This window comes from Ignavibacteriales bacterium (assembly GCA_015709675.1).
Taxonomy (GTDB): domain Bacteria; phylum Bacteroidota; class Ignavibacteria; order Ignavibacteriales; family Ignavibacteriaceae; genus H2-BAC3.
In genome coordinates, this window is record CP054182.1 from 4074151 (window position 1) to 4093140 (window position 18990).

Annotated in this window: 17 protein-coding genes; 7 read left to right on the top strand and 10 right to left on the bottom strand. The window is 46.3% G+C overall.

Going from position 1 to position 18990, the window contains the following annotated elements; genetic code table 11:
* Positions 1–928 precede the first annotated feature (928 nt).
* The 7 genes from HRU80_16075 to HRU80_16105 all read right to left on the bottom strand — a co-directional run bounded on the left by HRU80_16075 (position 929) and on the right by HRU80_16105 (position 9211).
* Positions 929–3415 (bottom strand): glycoside hydrolase family 9 protein, encoded by a 2487-nt coding sequence (locus HRU80_16075; GenBank protein ID QOJ30587.1) that lies wholly within the window; start codon positions 3413–3415, stop codon positions 929–931.
* A 76-nt stretch (positions 3416–3491) separates the two neighbouring features.
* On the bottom strand, positions 3492–4652 hold the full coding sequence (locus HRU80_16080) for a sodium ion-translocating decarboxylase subunit beta (protein QOJ30306.1): 1161 nt from the start codon (positions 4650–4652) through the stop codon (positions 3492–3494).
* Positions 4653–4659: 7 nt separating this feature from the next.
* Complete coding sequence (locus HRU80_16085; GenBank protein ID QOJ30307.1) at positions 4660–5103, bottom strand: biotin/lipoyl-binding protein; 444 nt, start codon at positions 5101–5103, stop codon at positions 4660–4662.
* Between the two features lie 15 nt (positions 5104–5118).
* A complete protein-coding gene (locus tag HRU80_16090) occupies positions 5119–5502 on the bottom strand; it encodes an OadG family protein (GenBank protein ID QOJ30308.1) in 384 nt (127 codons plus the stop codon).
* Positions 5503–5509: 7 nt separating this feature from the next.
* The gene (locus tag HRU80_16095; GenBank protein ID QOJ30309.1) at positions 5510–7072 is read right to left on the bottom strand and encodes an acyl-CoA carboxylase subunit beta; all 1563 of its coding nucleotides are present in this window, start codon (positions 7070–7072) and stop codon (positions 5510–5512) included.
* Between the two features lie 33 nt (positions 7073–7105).
* Positions 7106–7513 carry a methylmalonyl-CoA epimerase gene (gene mce / locus HRU80_16100; protein ID QOJ30310.1) on the bottom strand — a complete coding sequence of 136 codons (408 nt, stop codon included), beginning with the start codon at positions 7511–7513 and terminating at the stop codon, positions 7106–7108.
* Positions 7514–7531: 18 nt separating this feature from the next.
* Entirely contained in the window at positions 7532–9211 is a 1680-nt protein-coding gene (locus tag HRU80_16105) for a methylmalonyl-CoA mutase family protein (GenBank protein QOJ30311.1), read from the bottom strand.
* Between the two features lie 296 nt (positions 9212–9507).
* Between HRU80_16105 and HRU80_16110 the strand changes: the two genes are divergently transcribed.
* Both HRU80_16110 and HRU80_16115 read left to right on the top strand, forming a co-directional pair.
* Positions 9508–10086: an isoprenylcysteine carboxylmethyltransferase family protein gene (locus HRU80_16110; protein QOJ30312.1), complete on the top strand. Its 579-nt coding sequence runs from the start codon at positions 9508–9510 to the stop codon at positions 10084–10086.
* A 17-nt stretch (positions 10087–10103) separates the two neighbouring features.
* Positions 10104–11636 (top strand): N-acetylmuramoyl-L-alanine amidase, encoded by a 1533-nt coding sequence (locus HRU80_16115; protein ID QOJ30313.1) that lies wholly within the window; start codon positions 10104–10106, stop codon positions 11634–11636.
* A 530-nt stretch (positions 11637–12166) separates the two neighbouring features.
* On the opposite strand, the gene HRU80_16120 is transcribed toward HRU80_16115, so the two are convergent.
* On the bottom strand, positions 12167–12304 hold the full coding sequence (locus HRU80_16120; GenBank protein QOJ30314.1) for a hypothetical protein: 138 nt from the start codon (positions 12302–12304) through the stop codon (positions 12167–12169).
* 89 nt (positions 12305–12393) lie between these two features.
* On the opposite strand from HRU80_16120, the gene HRU80_16125 reads away from it, so the two are divergent.
* Both HRU80_16125 and HRU80_16130 read left to right on the top strand, forming a co-directional pair.
* Positions 12394–12822 carry a cytochrome c gene (locus HRU80_16125; GenBank protein ID QOJ30315.1) on the top strand — a complete coding sequence of 143 codons (429 nt, stop codon included), beginning with the start codon at positions 12394–12396 and terminating at the stop codon, positions 12820–12822.
* Positions 12823–12975: 153 nt separating this feature from the next.
* The gene (locus HRU80_16130) at positions 12976–14946 is read left to right on the top strand and encodes a cation:proton antiporter (protein ID QOJ30316.1); all 1971 of its coding nucleotides are present in this window, start codon (positions 12976–12978) and stop codon (positions 14944–14946) included.
* A gap of 409 nt (positions 14947–15355) precedes the next feature.
* Here HRU80_16130 and HRU80_16135 read toward each other — a convergent pair whose 3' ends face one another.
* On the bottom strand, positions 15356–16519 hold the full coding sequence (locus tag HRU80_16135; protein QOJ30317.1) for an ATP-binding protein: 1164 nt from the start codon (positions 16517–16519) through the stop codon (positions 15356–15358).
* Between the two features lie 127 nt (positions 16520–16646).
* Positions 16647–17537, bottom strand: coding sequence for a WYL domain-containing transcriptional regulator (locus tag HRU80_16140; protein ID QOJ30318.1), 891 nt, complete (start codon positions 17535–17537; stop codon positions 16647–16649).
* A 178-nt stretch (positions 17538–17715) separates the two neighbouring features.
* On the opposite strand from HRU80_16140, the gene HRU80_16145 reads away from it, so the two are divergent.
* The 3 genes from HRU80_16145 (at position 17716) to HRU80_16155 (ending at position 18980) form a co-directional block, all read left to right on the top strand.
* Positions 17716–18126: a hypothetical protein gene (locus HRU80_16145; GenBank protein ID QOJ30319.1), complete on the top strand. Its 411-nt coding sequence runs from the start codon at positions 17716–17718 to the stop codon at positions 18124–18126.
* Between the two features lie 99 nt (positions 18127–18225).
* Entirely contained in the window at positions 18226–18819 is a 594-nt protein-coding gene (locus HRU80_16150) for a hypothetical protein (protein QOJ30320.1), read from the top strand.
* Complete coding sequence (locus HRU80_16155) at positions 18819–18980, top strand: DUF2256 domain-containing protein (protein QOJ30321.1); 162 nt, start codon at positions 18819–18821, stop codon at positions 18978–18980. Before HRU80_16150 ends, HRU80_16155 begins: the two co-directional genes overlap by 1 nt.
* Positions 18981–18990: the final 10 nt, after the last annotated feature.

Here is an 18990-nt window from a genome sequence, read left to right on the forward strand (position 1 = left end):
GTCAATTTCCCAAAACATAAAACCCTTTTTGTAAAGACGATGCAAATGCTAACCGGAACTTATACCCCTCAGGAATTAATGCATTTGCGTCGTCTCATGGCCTTACCTTAATACAATAATAATCCCATACAATACGGGCAGATTGCAGATTGGCAGAAATTGTATAATACTATGAACCTCATGATTTCTTGTCATTAGAACAGGTCGCGACCTGTCCCTTCGGTATATTATCAACCTGCAAATTATCCTGATTTATAATAATCCCGGAGGGACTCCATATTTGCAGAAATTATATAATAATATGAACCTCATGATCTCTTGTCATTAGGACAGGTCGCGACCTGTCCCTAGGGTATATTATCAACCTGCAGATCATCCTGATTCATTACAATCCCGGAAGGATTGCATATTGGCAGAAATTGTAATAATAATATAAACCTCATGATTTCTTGTCATTAGGACAGGTCGCGACCTGTCCCTACGGTGTTAAATCAACCTGCAGATCATCCTGATTCATTACATTCCTGGAAGGATTGCATATAGGTAGATAATGTTGAAAACGACACCCCGGCCCCGTCAGCGGAGACATACCTTTAAACCCCGAATTCAATCCCGGAGGGATTGCATATTGGCAGATAATGTTGAACACGACACCCCGGCCCCGTAGGGGTCGCATATATTATTCTGCTTTCTGGTCTTATTTCCCCAGCCCCGTCAGCAGAGACATACCTTTAAACTCCGAATTCAATCCCGGAGGGATTGCACATTGGTAGAAATTGTAATAAACAAACCTACCCGGCCCGGCGGGGTCGCATATATAATGCGGCTTTCTGCTTTTTTTCTCTTGCTCCCCGGAGACGCTGCAATCGCCGTGAAATTCTATAGTATATATGAACTTGTGGCGGCGATTGCAACGTCTCTACAAAAATCATTCTTCATTTTTCATTTTTATAAAACCGTATCCCCGTTTTTTAAGATCGCCGATCAGACTATCAAGCCGGAGATAAAATTTATCGGTGCGGCGCGGGTCCGTGCCAATGTGCAAAAGCAGATGAAACCCGTTCAGGTTTTTAGATTCTTCATATTCCATAATTGTGGTGTATATCGAATCACTGCTGAAATAATAGCTGCCGCCGCTTTCTACCGGAACTGTCCAGTCCTGATTTGATCTTGTGCCAGGTGTGTGATTCATCAGTTTTAAGCCAAGGTATTCTGTCCACACAGAAATTGAATCATTGTACCACTCATACGGGGGAAGATAAAAGGGTGCATCGTTTTTTGTGATTCCAAACCGTTCCATCTCACGGTAATTGTCAGCAACATCCTTATTGAACTGATCACGGGTTACCAGGAGAGAATCACGGTTTTCCCAGGAACAGTACAAAAGATGCTTATCACTGTGCGCCCCCAGATAATGACCATTCTCTTTCAGATTTTTAATCAGAGCGGCAAAATCCGGATTGCGATAAAAATCACCGGTAAAGAAGAACGATGCTTTCACCTGATGTTTTTGCAGAGCTTTCAGAATCGTTTCATATCCATCGGCAAATTCATGTCCGGTGAAAATTAGGGAAATTTCCTTTTTTGTTGTATCTCCCCTGATGAGGGCACCTTTGTGATATATAACATTCCTGTTCCGCTGCTGTTCAAGCTGACTGAAGTAATACGTGAGCCCTGCGGTACCGTCGTGGGTCGGCTCGTTGGTAACATAGTCGCCATAGTCATCATGATAGACAATCCATCCGGGCTGTGCGTCTGCAAACTCATCGCCGTTAACAACCTTCACCCACTGCTGTTTGTCATAAATTGTTTTATAAACAGGGCCGTCAACCAGTCCGCCGGTGAGTTTGTATTTGTATAGATGCGCAAGAGATGAGTGAGGGTCAAGCGGATATCGGGCACCCTCAGGAAAACCGATAATCATGCTCACACCCCATGGATTACATCCCAGCAGCCAGTCCCGCAAAGCTGTTTCAGTTTCCCGGTAGCGGTTATCACCTGTCAGATCACGGTAGAGCATCATCTGTGTCATAGCTGCTGAGACAAGATTGTTAGAGCACCAGATAAAGGGGATGCCGATGCGGAAAGGATTTTTAAGTCCTCTCTGATAAAGCCGTTTTATCCCTTCCTTTATTCTGCTGTTTGCTTTCTCTTTTTTCTCACCGCGTACCATGCCGGAGTGATAATAGTGCGCAAGATTAATAAACGGATACCACTGATAATGATTTGCGGTATCAGCCCCCATCCATGGGGTTACCGGCTCCATTTCCGCATAAACTTCAATATCGTTGAGATAACTCCCCGCTCCTAAATGATTGAGAGCTGAGGTTGCCTTAACCATTTCGACTGAAGCAAGCTGCATATCATCGGCCCAGCTGTCTTCCTCATAGAAATAGGGAGCACGGCCGGGCGCAGTCTGGCTCTGGCCCGGATTTGCTTTCGCAAATTCAAATGCTTCTTTAGCCCTCCGGTAAAGTTCTTCCGATAGCTCCGGATAGTATTCTTTAAGTATATATGATGCTTTTCCGAACGCGGAAGCAAATTTTGCAACGGTAGATGCTTTTCCCTTTGTGCGGTTTTTGTAAGCAAACAGCCCCTGTACTTCACCATTGATGAAATAAACCGGTCTCCCCTTCTCACGGTCATAAGTTACGGTATCAAGATTAGGAAGACGGAATCCCCGATGGTCACGGTCATCAGCAATCTGATTGTAATATTCACCCGGTGCTGGATTCATCTTCATCAGCCAGTCTATTCCCCACTTAGCCTGATCAATAATGTCAGGAATGCCGTTTTTACCAGGCCTTCCGGATGAATCATATATATCAGAAAAGCCGCTCCGGTTCTGCTCATAGGCGAACATCATCTGATAAACCACTGATGCGCTGGTGGTTACATAGCGGAGATAATCTGATGCATCATGCCAGCCGCCGACTACGTCAATTTCCTGAAACTGCTTTTCCGGATGGTAAATAATATAGCCATCATTGGTATGGCAGGAGTCATTCAAAAAAGGATTATAGCCGCACTGCTGCTGCCGCATGTAGGAGAGCAGAATATCCGTTGAGCCGTTATAAACATCCTCACCAATTCTGAAGACCTCAGAGCGGAATTCGCCGGCTCTGATATACCATGCGCCGCTTTTTGTGAAGGATGAAAAATCAAATCGCGCAGTGAAACGGTACTTATGAAACGGGGAATCATTGTTAACCGTGGTAAATCGCTTTTCTTCCCTGCCGGTCAGCGCATCATTCAGGGTAAAATATCCGGGCGTGGGAGTATCTTGGCTGATATATACAGCGTTTTTTACGTCACCGGGGAGATATCCGGCGAGATTAACCCGGATGAAGGTCTGTCCGGAAGAAGCATATGCTGTCAGAAGAATTAAGAAAATTATCCGCATAATCCTCTCGATTAGTATTTAATAAAAAAGCCGTCCGGAAATATAACTCCGGACGGCTGAATTAAAACAGTGAAGTGCTCTGTACCTGTTACATCATAAAGCTGAGGAGAATACCTGCGGCAACCGCGCTGCCGATTACTCCTGCAACATTCGGTGCCATGGCGTGCATCAGCAGGTGGTTTGAAGGATCATACTGCTGACCGATAACCTGCGAAACGCGCGCACTGTCAGGCACTGCTGAAACCCCCGCATTGCCAATCAGAGGATTGATTTTGTTTTCTTCCTTCAGGAAAAGGTTCATGATCTTTACGAAGACCACGCCTCCAAAGGTCGCGATAATGAAAGATATCGCTCCGAGACCAAAGATTCCAAGTGACTGAGGAGTCAGAAATACACTCGCCTGAGTTGATGCACCAACCGTCAGACCAATCAGAATGGTGACAATATCAATCAGCTGCTTCGATGCAGTATCAGCAAGCCGCTTTGTAACACCGCTTTCCTTCAGGATGTTTCCGAAGAATAACATTCCCAGAAGCGGAAGAGCGCTCGGAGTGATGAATGTGGTGAGTATCAGTCCGAATATCGGAAAGAGCAGTTTTTCAAATTTAGAAACTGCCCGCGCCGGTTTCATTCTTATGACCCGCTCTTTACTTGTTGTTAAGAGTTTCATTATCGGGGGCTGTATCACCGGAACCAGAGCCATATAGGAGTATGCTGAGATAGCAATAGGGCCGACCAGTTCGGGCGCCAGTTTGGATGAGAGGAAAATTGCCGTCGGGCCGTCAGCACCGCCGATGATTGCAATAGCGCCTGCCTGATTGATGGGGAAACCAATAAAAAGGGCAAGTATATACGCACCAAAAATGCCGAGCTGTGCCGCGGCTCCGATAAGAATAAGCCGGGGATTTGAAAGCAGTGTTGAAAAATCCGTCATCGCCCCGATGCCCATAAAGATGAGGGGGGGATAGATGCCTTTAAGTACACCGAAATAAAGATAATTCAGCACGCTCCCTTCTTCATAGATGCCTATCTGGAGCTTTGCGGTTTCAAGAAACGGTACATTACCGATCAGAATGCCGAAACCAATGGGAACCAGCAGCAGTGGTTCATATTCTTTTGTGATTGCAAGGTAGAGAAAGATCAGTCCCACACAGATCATTATGATGTGGCCGATGGTCACATTCGCGAATGAAGAGTAGGAGAAGAACTGTTCGAATCCGTGTTTCAGGAAATCTGCATATCCGGACATGGTATTACTACTCTCCAATCTGGATGAGCATATCGCCTTCCATCACCGCGTCCCCCGGGCGCACTTTAATGGAAATCACTTTCCCCTCTTTGTCGGAGTTGATATTGTTTTCCATTTTCATTGCCTCGAGCACAAGAAGCTTCGTTCCGATTTTAACCATATCTCCTTCCCGTACCAGCACTTCAAGAATAGTGCCCGGGAGCGGTGATTTGATATATCCGGTTCCCTTTGGAGCATCCGGTTTGGCGGTTTTAACAGTTGCGGCATGTGAGTCAGTCGAGGGAGAGACCACACTCCGGACCAGTTTAGGCGTTTTGGGCTGCTGTACGGTTTTTTCAATTTCAACGGTATATACGGTGCCGTTTACTTCAACCTCGGCAATGCCGTCATCAACATCTTTAACTTCAACTTCGTATTTATTGCCGTGTATGGTGAACTTATATTTTTTCACTATGGTAATTCCTTTTTATCTTGGCCATTGACGCAGTCCGTAGATTTTTGAGCTCCACGGAGAGTACATTTTAGACATTCTGTTAATTGTCAGTACGGTTTGTTCATTATCGTGCAGTTCATTCATATAAAGATGCAGCGCCATTGCAATGGCAGCATTCACTTCCGCATCAATCTGCTGTTTTGATTTTTTCACTTCCGCACCCACCGCATCCTTTTCTTTCCTCTGGCGGTAAATCACTTTTGCAACATTCACCAGAAAAAGATACAGGATAATGAGCGCGATAAACACAACGCTCATGCCGATAACCGTCATGCCGATACCGACCGGGTCATTCTGCTGCATAACCTCATAGATTTTTTTTGAGGAGGTTTGCTGGGCTATCAATAGATAATTCATTAGGTCCTCAGAGCGGTATATTGGAATGTTTCTTCGGAGGATTTACATCCTTCTTGGTCGCAAGCGACTGCAGCGCCCTGATGACACGGAACCGGGTATTTCTCGGCTCAATCACATCATCGATATATCCGTATTTCGCGGCAACATACGGTGTCGCGAATTTGTTCCGGTACTCTTCTTCCTTTTCATTCAGGAATTTTACCCGTTCCTTATCATCAGTAATTTCTTTCAGTTCTTTCTGATGCAGGACTTCGATGGCACCGCGCGGACCCATGACCGCAATCTCAGCATTCGGCCAGGCATAGTTTATATCACCGCGCAGATGTTTTGAACCCATCACATCATACGCACCGCCATAGGCCTTGCGGAGGATAATCGTCACTTTTGGCACTGTTGCTTCGCCATACGCAAAAAGCAGCTTGGCTCCGTGAATGATGATTCCGCCGTACTCCTGATTTGTACCCGGCAAAAAGCCCGGCACATCAACAAAGGTAACCACCGGTATATTAAACGAGTCACAGAAGCGCACAAAACGTGCTGCCTTGCGCGAGGAATTAATATCAAGCACACCGGCAAGATAGTTCGGCTGATTTGCCACAATACCTACAGACATTCCGTTAAAGCGGGCAAATCCGGTTATGATATTGGGTGCATAGTTGCGGCTGATTTCCATGAACTCATGATAATCAACCACTGCATGAATCACATCCCTCACATCATATGGCTTATTCGGATTCTCCGGAATAATTTCATTCAGTGCATCCTCAAGCCGGTTAATAGGATCGTCGCACATAGCCAGTGGGGGATCTTCAAGATTATTTTGCGGCAAATAGCTCAGCAGTTTCCTGATCAGAAGAATTCCTTCTTCCTCATCTTCGGTTACCAGGTGAGCAACACCTGATTTTGAGCCATGCACCATTGCACCGCCCAGTTCTTCATCAGTAACCGTTTCACCGGTGACCGTTTTAACTACTTTCGGTCCGGTCACAAACATATAGCTTGAACCTTTACTCATAATGGTAAAGTCAGTAAGAGCCGGTGAATAAACCGCACCTCCGGCGCATGGACCGAATATCGCGGAGATCTGCGGCACCAGTCCTGATGCTAATATATTCCTCTGAAAAATTTCAGCATAACCGCCCAGACTTTTAACACCTTCCTGTATACGCGCGCCGCCGCTGTCGTTAATGCCGATTACCGGGGCTCCGACTTTCATCGCCTTATCCATAATCTTGCAGATCTTCATGGCATACATTTCAGAGAGTGATCCGCCAAACACGGTGAAATCCTGAGAGAAGACGTACACAAGACGTCCGTCAATAGTGCCGTATCCTGTAACCACGCCGTCTGAAAGATAATCCTGCCCCTGCAGGCCGAAATCTATACAGCGGTGGGATACAAACATATCAAACTCTTCAAAGCTGCCCGGATCAAGCAGCATATCAATGCGCTCACGGGCTGTATATTTCCCCTTTTTATGCTGGGCTTCAATCCGTTTTTCTCCGCCTCCCTGCCTTGCCTGTTTGCGGAGATCCATCAATTCTTTGATTTTTTCCTGATTAACCGTCATGATATATATTCAGCTTTCCTGTAAATAATTCTGTTATTCCGCTTTTTCGCAGAGTTCCGTAAGAACGCCATGCGTTGAAGCCGGATGGATAAATGCGATATTCAGACCGTCTGCCCCTTTTCTCGGCTCACGGTCAATAAGCCTCATTCCCTGCTGTTCAATAGTATGCAGTGTTGAAGGAAGATCATTTACCGCGAAGGCAATATGATGTATCCCTTCCCCTTTTTTTTCAATGAATTTTGCCACAGGTCCGTCATCAGCGGTGGACTCAAGCAGTTCGATTTTTGTCTGCCCTACCTGGAAAAACGCCGTGCGCACCTTCTGGTCAGCCACTTCTTCAATTTTATAGCATTTCATGCCGAAGATATTTTCGTAATAAGCGATTGACTCCTGCAGGTTTTTTACTGCAATGCCGATATGTTCTATATGCGTTGGTACCATATTCTTTTCCGGTATATATTAGATAAAAACTGATTCCTTATACTCGCCAAAGACCCCGCGCATCGTGTTGCAGATTTCACCCACACTGGCATACACCCTGACAGCGTCAAGGATAAGCGGCATCAGGTTGGCATCCCCTTCCGCTCCGGCTTTAAGCGCGGCAAGCGCCTTCTGCACATCTTCGTTATTTCTCTGAGCGCGTATGGTCTGCAGGAATTTTGTCTGCTCATCCTGCACTTTCATGTCAATTTTCAGCAGATTCTTTGGCGGTTCTTCCTTTACTTTGAATTTATTCTGCCCGACGATTATCTGCCTGCCTGATTCAATTTCCATCTCAGTTTTATAAGCTGCTTTCTGAATTTCCCCCTGTATATATCCTGCTTCGATCGCGGGCACAACGCCTCCCATGGAATCAATCGTTTCAAGATAACGGACCGCCTCGGCTTCTATCTGGTCGGTCATTGCTTCCACATAGTAGGAACCGGCGAGAGGATCTGCCGTATTTGCGACACCGCTCTCATAAGCAACAATCTGCTGCGTGCGGAGCGCGATCTGCACAGACTGCTCTGTCGGCAGCGCGAGTGCTTCATCCTTTGAATTGGTATGCAGACTCTGGGTTCCCCCCATTACGGCTGCGAGTGTTTGAATTGTAACACGTACGATGTTATTGTCAACCTGCTGAGCGGTGAGCGTTGAGCCGGCAGTCTGCGAGTGAAAACGGAGCATCATGGATTTCTCATCCTTCGCGCCAAACCGTTCCTTCATAATACGCGCCCATAATCTTCTTGCCGCACGGTATTTGGCTACCTCTTCAAGCAGATCGTTATGCGCGTTAAAGAAGAAGGAAAGGCGCCCGGCAAACTCATCTATATCCATTCCGGCAGCAAGAGCAGCTTTAACGTATTCTATGCCGTTTGCAATGGTAAAGCCCACTTCCTGCGCTGCTGTGGAACCGGCTTCACGGATGTGGTAACCGGAGATTGAGATCGTGTTCCATTTAGGAACTTCTTTCGAGCAGTATTCAAAAATATTGGTGATCAGCCGCATGGAGGGCTTAGGGGGATATATATACGTTCCGCGCGCTATGTATTCCTTTAGAATATCATTCTGAATGGTTCCGCTTATTTTGGTCTTTGGCACTCCCTGCTTTTCGGCAACGGCAATATACATCGCAAGCAATACCGAAGCGGAAGCGTTAATGGTCATGGAGGTGGAGATTTTATCAAGCGGGATTTCATTAAAGAGGATTTCCATATCGGCAAGGGTGTCAATCGCAACTCCGACTTTGCCCACTTCTCCGTGACAGATGGGGTCATCACTGTCGTAGCCAATCTGGGTCGGGAGGTCAAAAGCTACGGAGAGCCCGGCCTGCCCCTGACCGAGGAGGAATTTATATCGCTCATTGGACTCTTTTGCCGTTCCAAATCCGGCATACTGGCGCATGGTCCAGAACCGGGAGCGGTACATGGAGGGATAGACGCCGCGGGTAAAAGGATAATGCCCCGGAAAGCCGAGTTTTTCTTCATAATCCGGATTTGCGTCAGCCGGAGTATAAAGGGGCTTTACGGGAGTGAAAGAAACGGTAGTAATGGGGGTCTGACGTTCAGGACTTTTTGCCGTTATCTTCTGATAGGAGTTCTGCTCCCACTCCTGATACGCTTTCTGAACTTTTAATACCGTTTCATCTGCCTGAGCCATATATATTCCTTTTGTTAGTCAAACATAATCAGCAAAAAGTATGCCCAAGATGGGGGCACTTAAACCCTCTTTTAGCGGGTTTTCATTTTTGAGAATTTCATAATCGGGAAAAAATGTTGAATTTTTCATCAATTGTAAAATACTATTATTTATTTAGAGAAAATCCGTCCGATGCCGGGCAGGGCAGGTATTTCGGAACTGATTCTCCCTTTTACCCTTCATTTTTCCTCATTTTAGGGATATATTTTAAAGTTTGAATCAAATTTCTCCGAAAACGATCAGCCGGAAAAAACGAGATGGACCCGATTAATATTATCATAGGAATTAACATACTTGCCCTGTTTGGCGCAAACTTAGACGGAGCAAGAAGAGGGCTGAAAAGCTCGGTAGCCGAGGTGAAAGAAAAACCGAAATCCTGGCTGCAAAAGAATCCCCCTGCCCTTGCCGCCCTGATTTTGTTTGCCCAGATTCTGGGTGTCTTCAGCATCGGTAACCTTGTGGCTCCCGAGGGCTCCGAAGCGCTCCGCTATTCCGGGCTGGCCGTCTATCTCATCTTTTCATGGTTTCAGATTTATGCCCTCCGCTCCCTGGGAAAGTTCTACTCTCAGGATATTGTCATCCTGAAAAAACATGAACTGGTTACCACAGGCGCCTACCGGTTTATCCGTCATCCCCACTATCTCGGTCAGCTAATTGCTGATATCGGATGCGGACTCGCGCTGTTTAATATTCCCGTTCTTCTGCTTGTTCTGCCGGAAACAGTTATGCTCATCATGCGGGCGCAGAAGGAGGAGTCGATGATAAAAAAACATTTTCCTGATCAGTTTGCCGCTTACCGCAAAAAATCCGGTTTCATGATTCCCTTTATCGGATAATGCACGCAACCAATCCCATGAAGCAGTTTCTGATTCTTTTCCTGTTTCTTCTTGCGGCGGATTATGCACTGCCGCAGAATTATCAGACCGTGGAAATAAAATTCGGGCTGGAGAAAAAAAGCGTCCGGGCAGCCGAACGGAGAGGAGCGCTGTATATATCGGTGCGCGATTTTGCCTCAAAGTTCAAAGTCGGGCATTATTACTCAACCACGAATAAGAAATCGGAACTGAAGTTTAAGGAAGCGGTTATCAAATTTACCGCCAAGAATCCGTTTGTGGTTATCACGCAGACCGGTACTAAGGTCCCCGCGGTTTATCAGATGCCATTGTCAGCGCTGTTTTATGATGAAGATATATTCGTGGAGTCGGAATCATTCCGCAAATATATCGGCAAGGCGCAGTTAAAGATGCTGAGCTATACCGGCAAACCAGTCCCCGTGCAGGAACCGGAAGTTAAAACTACTACGACAGGAACACCCCCCTCCGCCGGTTCACCCGTACGGTTTAATTACTCGCAGCGCGCTAACGGCTCTGTGCTGAGAATCGGGACGGAGAGTGAATTCGGTTCATTCCGCCACTCCCTTAAGGGAAAAGTCCTGACCATCACACTTGATAAAACCACTGGCATCAGCCAGGGTATAAGACAGAGTTACAATGACGGCATTCTGGACAGTATATCCGTTTCGAATATATCCGGCGGCATACAGATGCGGCTGCAGACGGGAAAATCATTTGATGCCTATGATATTATCAAAAACAGCAATAAATCACTCACAGTCTCCTTCCGCAAAAAAGAAGACGCAGTTTCGCCTTCAGACCTGAGCGGTAAAAAGGAAAAATGGAAATTTGATGTGGTGGTGATAGACCCAGGTCACGGAGGCAAGGATATAGGGGCAACCGGAGTGGGAAGAACCATCGAGAAGGAAATCAATCTCGCCATCGGGCTGAAGCTCGGCAGCATGATAAACAAATACCTGCCGGACGTTAAAGTAGTATATACCCGCAAGACAGATACCTTTGTTGAGCTTCACAAACGGGGGAAGATCGCCAACGATGCCGGAGGAAAACTGTTCATCTCCATCCATTGCAACTCCGTCGCGGGAAAGAAACGGGCTCCTAACGGAACCGAAGTATATCTGCTCCGCCCCGGCAAAACGCAGGATGCAATAGAAATAGCCGAGATTGAAAACAGTGTAATTTCCTATGAAGAAGACCCTAAAAAGTATAAAGAGCTTAACGATGAGAATTTCATTCTCGTAAGCATGGCGCATGCCTCATATATGAAATACTCGGAAAAATTTGCTGAATTAGTTGATATCAATTTCCGCAACAAACTGGAAATCAACAGCCGCGGAGTAAAGCAGGCGGGGTTTTATGTACTTGTCGGAGCTGCCATGCCGGGAGTGCTGGTTGAAACCGGTTTCGTAAGCAACGAACGGGACGCTGCCTACATCCGCAGCGAACGGGGCCAGAACGCCATCGCCTCCTCCATCCTCGATGCAGTAAAAGCCTTCAAAGTCTATTACGAAAAACAGATGAAAGAAGAGTAAAAAATAATTGATAATTGATAAGGGATAATGGAGAATTGTGAATTGAAATTTAATCATTAATTGAATTTATGCTCTGAACCCGCGGAGCGGGTGACCTGTTAATAACACGCAATATATCTTTTCCCAAAATCAACCCGCAGCGCGGGTGACCCGTTAATAAAAATCAAAGACGAACAACTCGTTTGAACCCGCAGCGCGGGTGAACCGTTAATAAAAATCAAAGACGAACCACTCGTTTGAACCCGCAGCGTGGGTGACCCGTTAATAACACGCAATGTATCTTTTCCCACTATCAACCCGCAGAGCGGGTGACCTGTTAATAAAAATCAAAGACAAACCACTCATCTGAACCCGCAGCGCGGGTGACCCGTTAATAAAAATCAAAGGCGAACCACTTATTTGAACCCGCAGCGTGGGTGACCCGTTAATAAAATCATGGATAAACCTCAGTCAGAGTCAGTTTTTTAGAACGCAGTCTGTGAAAAATTAATCGTGAATTTACTTTTCCGTAAGAACTTTTTGGTACCCTTTTAAGTACTCAGGTAAGTTACCTGTGATTCGTACATTTCCCAGGGGCCTCCGGAACTGGTTCGCAAATTCAGGATAATCAGGGCTATCACTCCCGGCAGGCGCTCAATGCCTCCGGTAAAAAATTCTCTATAATCCATTGTCCCCTGTTTTCTCCCTCCTTTTTCTGATGAAAACTTCATCATTTCGTGCTATTTTGCATAGATTATTAAAACAATTTTACGATTACATGACAAAAACACAGATCTGGTCAACCATATTTTTAGTTTTATTTATAGCACTTTTTTTCCTTCACAAGGCAACCAAGGAAGAACCGGAAGTAAAGCCTGCCATGGGTGAAAATTATGAAGAAACCCAGTCCGGTTCCGGTCCGGGTCCGGAGTTTTCCGCTCAGGAAGCAGTGGTTAACTGGGGCTGCAATACCTGCCACGGTCAGGACCTCCGCGGTACTCAGATGGCCCCGACTCTTTACGGTCTCAGTGAGTTTTATGACCGCGACCGCCTAACCAACTATCTTAGAAATCCCAATTCTTTCATGGACTCCGAGCGTTTTAAGGAGTTCAAGGCGAAGTATAAGAATATTGTTATGCCGGCTTATAATAATAAAGATATCAAAGAGCTCGGCAAGGTAGCCGACTACCTCCTCGGTCTGCAATAAATGTAAAATCACCCATGGCACACAAAGCACAAAAGCCCGGTACCATTAAAGTTTTCATACCGGATGCATTGTGTGCCGCGGGTAAGCTTTCCGGCTACATCCGCATACCCGCTCTGTTTCATTCCGAAGTATATCCCCAAGGAGCATGACCTGATGGAAAAGTTCAGTATTATCAGAGAACTGGTCATTATCCTGCTTTTTTCCATCCCCATCATCGCACTTTTCCGGCGGATAAATCTTTCTCCCATTATCGGATTTCTCTTTACCGGCATACTGATCGGCCCCCATCTTCTCGGATTCATTAAAACCACTTCTACTATCGAGGTTATCTCCGAAATCGGCATCATTTTGCTGATGTTCAGCATAGGAGTGGAGTTTTCCGTAAGGCAGCTGATGCAGATGTGGCGCACACTGATTATCACCGGAGGAGCGCAGGTAGTCCTTACCATTCTGGCCGGATGGGGAGTAAGTCTGCTGACCGGCCTGCCGTTCAGAGAGTCACTTTTCATCGGTGTTCTGATTTCCCTATCAAGCACCGCGGTAGTACTTAAACTGCTTTCCGATAAAAATGAACTAGGAACCCCTCACGGCAAAGCAGCAGTGGGCATTCTTATCTTTCAGGATCTGGCAATTGTTCCGCTGATGATTCTGGTGCAGCTTCTCAGTTCGGATGCTGCCCTGAGCGGCACTGCTATATCAGCAAAGATTCTTCTCTCCTTCGGAGGCATTGCGGGAATTCTCTATATATCAGGCAAAGTAATGCCCGCGGTTCTGAAATGGCTAGCATCAGTAAGAATACGGGAAGCTTTCACTGCCGGAACCATTCTTATGATACTCGGCACGGCGTATATATCGGAAGAAATCGGCCTTACGTTTTCCATCGGCGCGTTTCTGGCCGGCATTATCATCTCGGAGTCTGATTACAGCCATCAGATTGTCTCTGAAATTCTGCCGCTTAAAGACCTTTTTAATTCAATCTTTTTTGTTTCCATCGGTCTGCTGCTTAATGTTGCTTTCCTGATAGATAATATCATCCTTGTCACTTCTGCGTTTGCTGCTCTGGTAGTTATTAAAACCGGCATCATTTTTCTTATTCTTCTCACACAGCACTACCGTCCAACCACAGCAATTATAACCGGACTATCACTGGCGCAAATTGGTGAATTTTCCTTCATCATAGCGCAGACAGGTATTAAAGGAGGACTACTCTCAGCGGAGATGAACGATACGTTTCTGGCTGTTTCCATCTTTTCTCTCTTCTTCACTCCGATAATCATGAGCACTTCCACACGGGTTGCCGGCAGGTTTGAAACATTCAGCGGTGAGCTTTCAGAAACCGCTGAGCCTGGGATGAAGGATCACGTCATCATTGCGGGATTCGGACTTAACGGAAGAACGGTTGCACGTGTGCTCAAAGATACCGGAATCAGGTATCAGGTGGTGGAATATAATCCGGATATCGTGCAGTATCACCGCAATCTCGGTGAAAATATTATGTACGGAGATATTACAAGAAAGGAAATTCTGCTTCACGCGGGAGCCGCGCAGGCACGGGTGATGGTCTTTGCCATATCAGATGAAAAAGCCACTATCGCCGCGTTGCAGCTCGCAAGGGAGATCAATCATGATATATATACGATAGTTCGGACCCGGTATGTCAGGCAGGTTGAGATTTTCCGCAGTCTGGGAGCATCCGAAGTGATACCCGATGAACTGGAAACCTCGCTGATGATCTTCAGCCGGGTGCTCAGAAAATACCGGTTCCCGACCAATCTGATTATGCGTCAGCTCAGCATACTCCGCAGCCACTCATACCAGTATCTGCTCACCAAACCGGATGACATTGCCATTCTTGATCATGTGCAGCGCGTTCTGGCTGAGGGACTCACCGAAACGATATATATTGAGTCAGGCAATCCGAATATCGGCAAAACCCTTAAAGACCTGAATATCCGCGCTCTGACCGGAGCAACCGTAATTTCCGTTATCCGCACAGGCAAAATCATTTCTGCCCCGCAGGGAACTGAAGTGGTCACTGAAGATGACCAGTGGCTGATTACCGGAAACCACAATCAGGTGGATGAAGCGGTAAAACTGCTCACCGGAAACGGGGATAATGAATAATTTACAATGTACAATTAACAATGGAGTATTGAGGATTAGAATTAACGCAAATGTATATATATTCCCTCACAGTCCGGTTACATACAGCATATCAGCAATACATCCAACAAAAGCGCTCCAACCAGTCCCAGAGGGACGACATATTAATAACCCACACATCTCCCGAATCTACCCAAAGTCCCGTAGGGACGACATATTAATAATACACACACCACCCGATTCCACCCAAAGTCCCGTAGGGACGACATATTAATAACACACACAACCCGATTCCATACAAAGTCCCGTAGGGACGACATATTTCCGTAATGCCTGCGAGTTATATATACTATACTGCCAGCTTCCACGAAACGGAAGCAACCTAATTATCATACTTTAAAAAGGAACAATGAATAGCAGCGGAACAGTACTATACATATTCTTTTATCAAATCCCCCGCTTTAGCCAGTGGCACCACAAAAACATTTTCCTTAATTTGAACCGTATCTTTACCCGGATATATCACCATTCCGGTCTTACACCCAAGATCATCCATCCCCTGGAAAAATCCTTTTGATACCGCCGGAGAGGAGGAAAATTTTATTTCGATTCCGATAACCGGTTTTTCCGCCCTTGTAATTACCAGATCAATCTCAGCCCCGCCTGTTGTCCGGTAAAAATACCCGCTGCATCCTGCAGGCAGCGTGGAAAGAATCTGCTCGATCACATAACCCTCCCAGATATGCCCAAGCAGGGAGTTCCCCAGCAGCTGCTCAAGCGTTCCGGTCTGCAGAAGCGCAAGCAGCAGTCCGGAGTCCCGTATATATACCTTAGGTGATTTTACCAGCCGCTTGCCGATATTCTCATAATACGGCATCAGAATTCTTACCAGATACGCATCCTGCAGTATATCCGCATATTTTCTCACCGTAGGCGCAGATATACCAAGCGCGGAGGCGAATGATGCTGAATTCCACAGCCCCCCCTGTGATCGGGCAAGCATAGTCCAGAACCTCCTAACCAGTGATACCGGAAGTCCGATACCGAACTCCTGCAAATCTTTCTCAAGCAGTGTCAGAATAAATGCTGTCCTCCACTGCAGACTGCTCTCATCATCCTTTGCAAGAAAACTCTCCGGATATCCCCCTCTGAGAAAATGTCTCATGAGATTATCCCCTTTGTCTGAAACCTCATCATAAGTAAGCGGAGTCAGTTCATAATTTATAATCCGTCCTGCAAGAGACTCCGAGGACTGTTTAATCAGATGAGGAGAAGATGAACCCAGGATGAGAAACCTGCCGGGCCGCCGGTTCCTGTCAATTACAGCTCTCAGAAGGGGAAATAACTCAGGACGCCTCTGTATCTCATCAATAATAACAAGACGATCAGACACAGACTGCAGATAAAACTCCGCGTTATCAACTTTCAGATTATCGGAAGGAAGTTCAAGGTCAAGATGCACTGACTCAGGATACTCTTTCATCATATGAAGCGCAAGAGTCGTTTTCCCTGCCTGACGGGTGCCAAGAATTCCCACGGCCGGAAAAATCTCCAGTCCCTTTCTGATGTCTGATGCTAATTTTCTTGTAATCATAGCCCCAAAATATGATTCATCTTTTCGATTTACAAGGTTAATTTTCCATTTTTATCCTTGCAAATCAAAAAGCTGCTTTTCGATTTGCAAGGTTAGTTTAAGCTTTTTAACCATGTAAATCGAAATTCTATTTGTTTTTAGCCTGTTTTGGAGGTTTTTTATCCCTGTAGTTTTCCAGGGTTTCTTCGGCAAGGTGGATAACCAGTTCCCTCAGCTGAAGCGGGTTGAGTACTTCGCATCCCCTGCCCCAGCCCAAGATCCAGGTGGCAATTTCGTTCAGGTCGTTTACCGTGGCAGAGAAGATTACTGAGCCGTCCGGCTGTTCTTCAATCTTCTGGTTTTCGATAAACAACCTCGTTTTAATATACTGAGCACGCTCTTTGTCAAAACGGATTCTCACGGTGAACCTGAGACTGCTCACCCAGCTGCCCCATGCTTCTTTTAGCAGATTTTCAGGAGACTGCCTCTGAGAAATTGCCGGCAGCGTGGTGCACTCCACATTTCTGATTTTGTCCAGAAGAAACTGCTTGGTTCTTCCGTTTTCCTTTGCTGAAAGCCGCCACTGGCCATCATTAACATAAAGCGCGGTTGGTTCAACCGTTCGTTCGGTTTCATCCCCCGCTTTCTTTTCATAGAGAAACTTTACACAGTAACGCTCCTCAAGGCAGTGTGCCAGAAAAACAAAATGGCGCAGTCCCTCAACGCCGTGGCGCTTAACCAGAAGATTTGTTGCCTTTACCACCGAGGGAGCAGGAAGGTTAAATGAGGCATATTCGATGATAAGTTTTTTTGCTTTTTCTTCATCAAGTCCCGAATAGTATTTCACGCCAAGCTTTTTCCTGGCGCTTATTTGTATCCCCTCATCCCTAAGCTCTCTCAGGGACCGGTTAATGGTGACCGGTTCAACCCCGTAATAATCACAAAGCGCCGGAACTGATTTCAGGTTCTTCTTATCAGGGTCCATGGCAAAACTGAGTATTTCAGCACGACGGCTTATTTTCTTCGCAAGATCAGACAAGTTCTCCTCCTTTAAAAATTATCATTGCATGATAGTGTTGCGGGAAAAGTAACAGGTAATTTTCCCTAAACAATAATGAAATTTACTTTGCCCCGGCGAGATTTCCGAACGGGGAAAACTTCAGATAAAAAGAGGATACGATGCAACACGGGAAACGATCAGAAAACCGGACAGCACAATGCTGCAGAATGAAAAAGAAAATAAAAATTCACCCCCTTGCGGCTGTGAACGGGGGAATCACAGCCGGCATGAAAAACTAAGAGTCGGGCTGAAGATGAAAGTAAAACAGGGAAAACACCAGCAGGGAGCAAACGAGACAGCGGAAGTTAGTCCGTCAGATATCATGTTTATGGCTGACGGACGCTTCCTCTTTTTGCGGTTTATTGGAAGGAAAGTAGAACCGGTTCCGGTCACGCAGGAAGGAGTCAGATCAGTTATGGACTACTTTACTATTCCGGAAAAACTCTATAAGCGGCTCAGCACAGAAACCCGCTCTGAAATTCTGAATGATCTGCTCGAGTCTGAAACTGCTCCGTTTATAATTACCAGCCGTAAGGAAGGAATCATCCGGTTTTCCAACAGCGGGTAAATGCCGGCGGGGAACAGGCCAGCCCTGCTCTGCATCCGGAGTACTGCCGGAATTACATCGCCAAGGAACCACCGGGGGAGAATCTGTTGTTTCTATTATATGCGACAGTTATTACTACTCTTATTGATACTTTCAGCGGGAGTTCTTTACAGCCAGGATGCAGCTTCCGCAAAGGAACAAATCCTCCGCTTTGGTGAGGCACACCGCGACCTGAACCGTCAGGGGATGTATGTCCTCGGCAGCTGGGCTTTGCTTAACATTGCAGCAGGTTCAGCTCTAAGTTTCACAGCCAAAGGAGCGGCAAGAGAATTCCACATTTTTAATGCAGCATGGAATACGGTGAATCTTGGCATTGCCGGATTCAGTCTCTATGGGTCAGGAACGGTTCCCGGCAACCCGACTGAAATTCTTGCAGACTATTATAATCTGCAAAGTTTTTTTCTTCTTAATGCCGGACTTGATGCTGCGTACATCATGACCGGATACTATCTGAAGGAGCGGTCAAACAGAAGCACGGAACATAAAGACCGCCTGACCGGATACGGAAATTCGCTCCTGCTGCAGGGGGGATTTCTTCTCCTCTTTGACGCGGCGATGTATATACTCCACCGCAGCAACGCTGAGATCATGCTGGTACCGGTTCTGCAAAAAACTCTCGACGGAGCTTCCCTTACCCTCATCATCCCATTCTGATGAAAAAACAGCATCTTCCGAAGAAGCCGTGCGCACATTGCGGCCGTGAGTTTGCATGGAGAAAGAAATGGGCAAAAGTGTGGGAAGAGGTAAAATATTGCAGCGATGCCTGCCGCTCCGCCAGGAACAAATCCCCTCTGCAGGGTGTTAAAGGGCTATAAGACGATTTTA

Bases quoted from the DNA above. Each gene is read 5' to 3' on its own strand.
- HRU80_16135 (QOJ30317.1), bottom strand. From the start codon at position 16,519: ATGATTACAAGAAAATTAGCATCAGACATCAGAAAGGGACTGGAGATT.
- mce (QOJ30310.1), bottom strand. From the start codon at position 7,513: ATGGTACCAACGCATATAGAACATATCGGCATTGCAGTAAAAAACCTG.
- HRU80_16125 (QOJ30315.1), top strand. From the start codon at position 12,394: ATGACAAAAACACAGATCTGGTCAACCATATTTTTAGTTTTATTTATA.
- HRU80_16145 (QOJ30319.1), top strand. From the start codon at position 17,716: ATGCTGCAGAATGAAAAAGAAAATAAAAATTCACCCCCTTGCGGCTGT.
- HRU80_16105 (QOJ30311.1), bottom strand. From the start codon at position 9,211: ATGGCTCAGGCAGATGAAACGGTATTAAAAGTTCAGAAAGCGTATCAG.
- HRU80_16095 (QOJ30309.1), bottom strand. From the start codon at position 7,072: ATGACGGTTAATCAGGAAAAAATCAAAGAATTGATGGATCTCCGCAAA.
- HRU80_16130 (QOJ30316.1), top strand. From the start codon at position 12,976: ATGGAAAAGTTCAGTATTATCAGAGAACTGGTCATTATCCTGCTTTTT.
- HRU80_16150 (QOJ30320.1), top strand. From the start codon at position 18,226: ATGCGACAGTTATTACTACTCTTATTGATACTTTCAGCGGGAGTTCTT.
- HRU80_16155 (QOJ30321.1), top strand. From the start codon at position 18,819: ATGAAAAAACAGCATCTTCCGAAGAAGCCGTGCGCACATTGCGGCCGT.
- HRU80_16090 (QOJ30308.1), bottom strand. From the start codon at position 5,502: ATGAATTATCTATTGATAGCCCAGCAAACCTCCTCAAAAAAAATCTAT.
- HRU80_16110 (QOJ30312.1), top strand. From the start codon at position 9,508: ATGGACCCGATTAATATTATCATAGGAATTAACATACTTGCCCTGTTT.
- HRU80_16115 (QOJ30313.1), top strand. From the start codon at position 10,104: ATGAAGCAGTTTCTGATTCTTTTCCTGTTTCTTCTTGCGGCGGATTAT.
- HRU80_16080 (QOJ30306.1), bottom strand. From the start codon at position 4,652: ATGTCCGGATATGCAGATTTCCTGAAACACGGATTCGAACAGTTCTTC.
- HRU80_16120 (QOJ30314.1), bottom strand. From the start codon at position 12,304: ATGGATTATAGAGAATTTTTTACCGGAGGCATTGAGCGCCTGCCGGGA.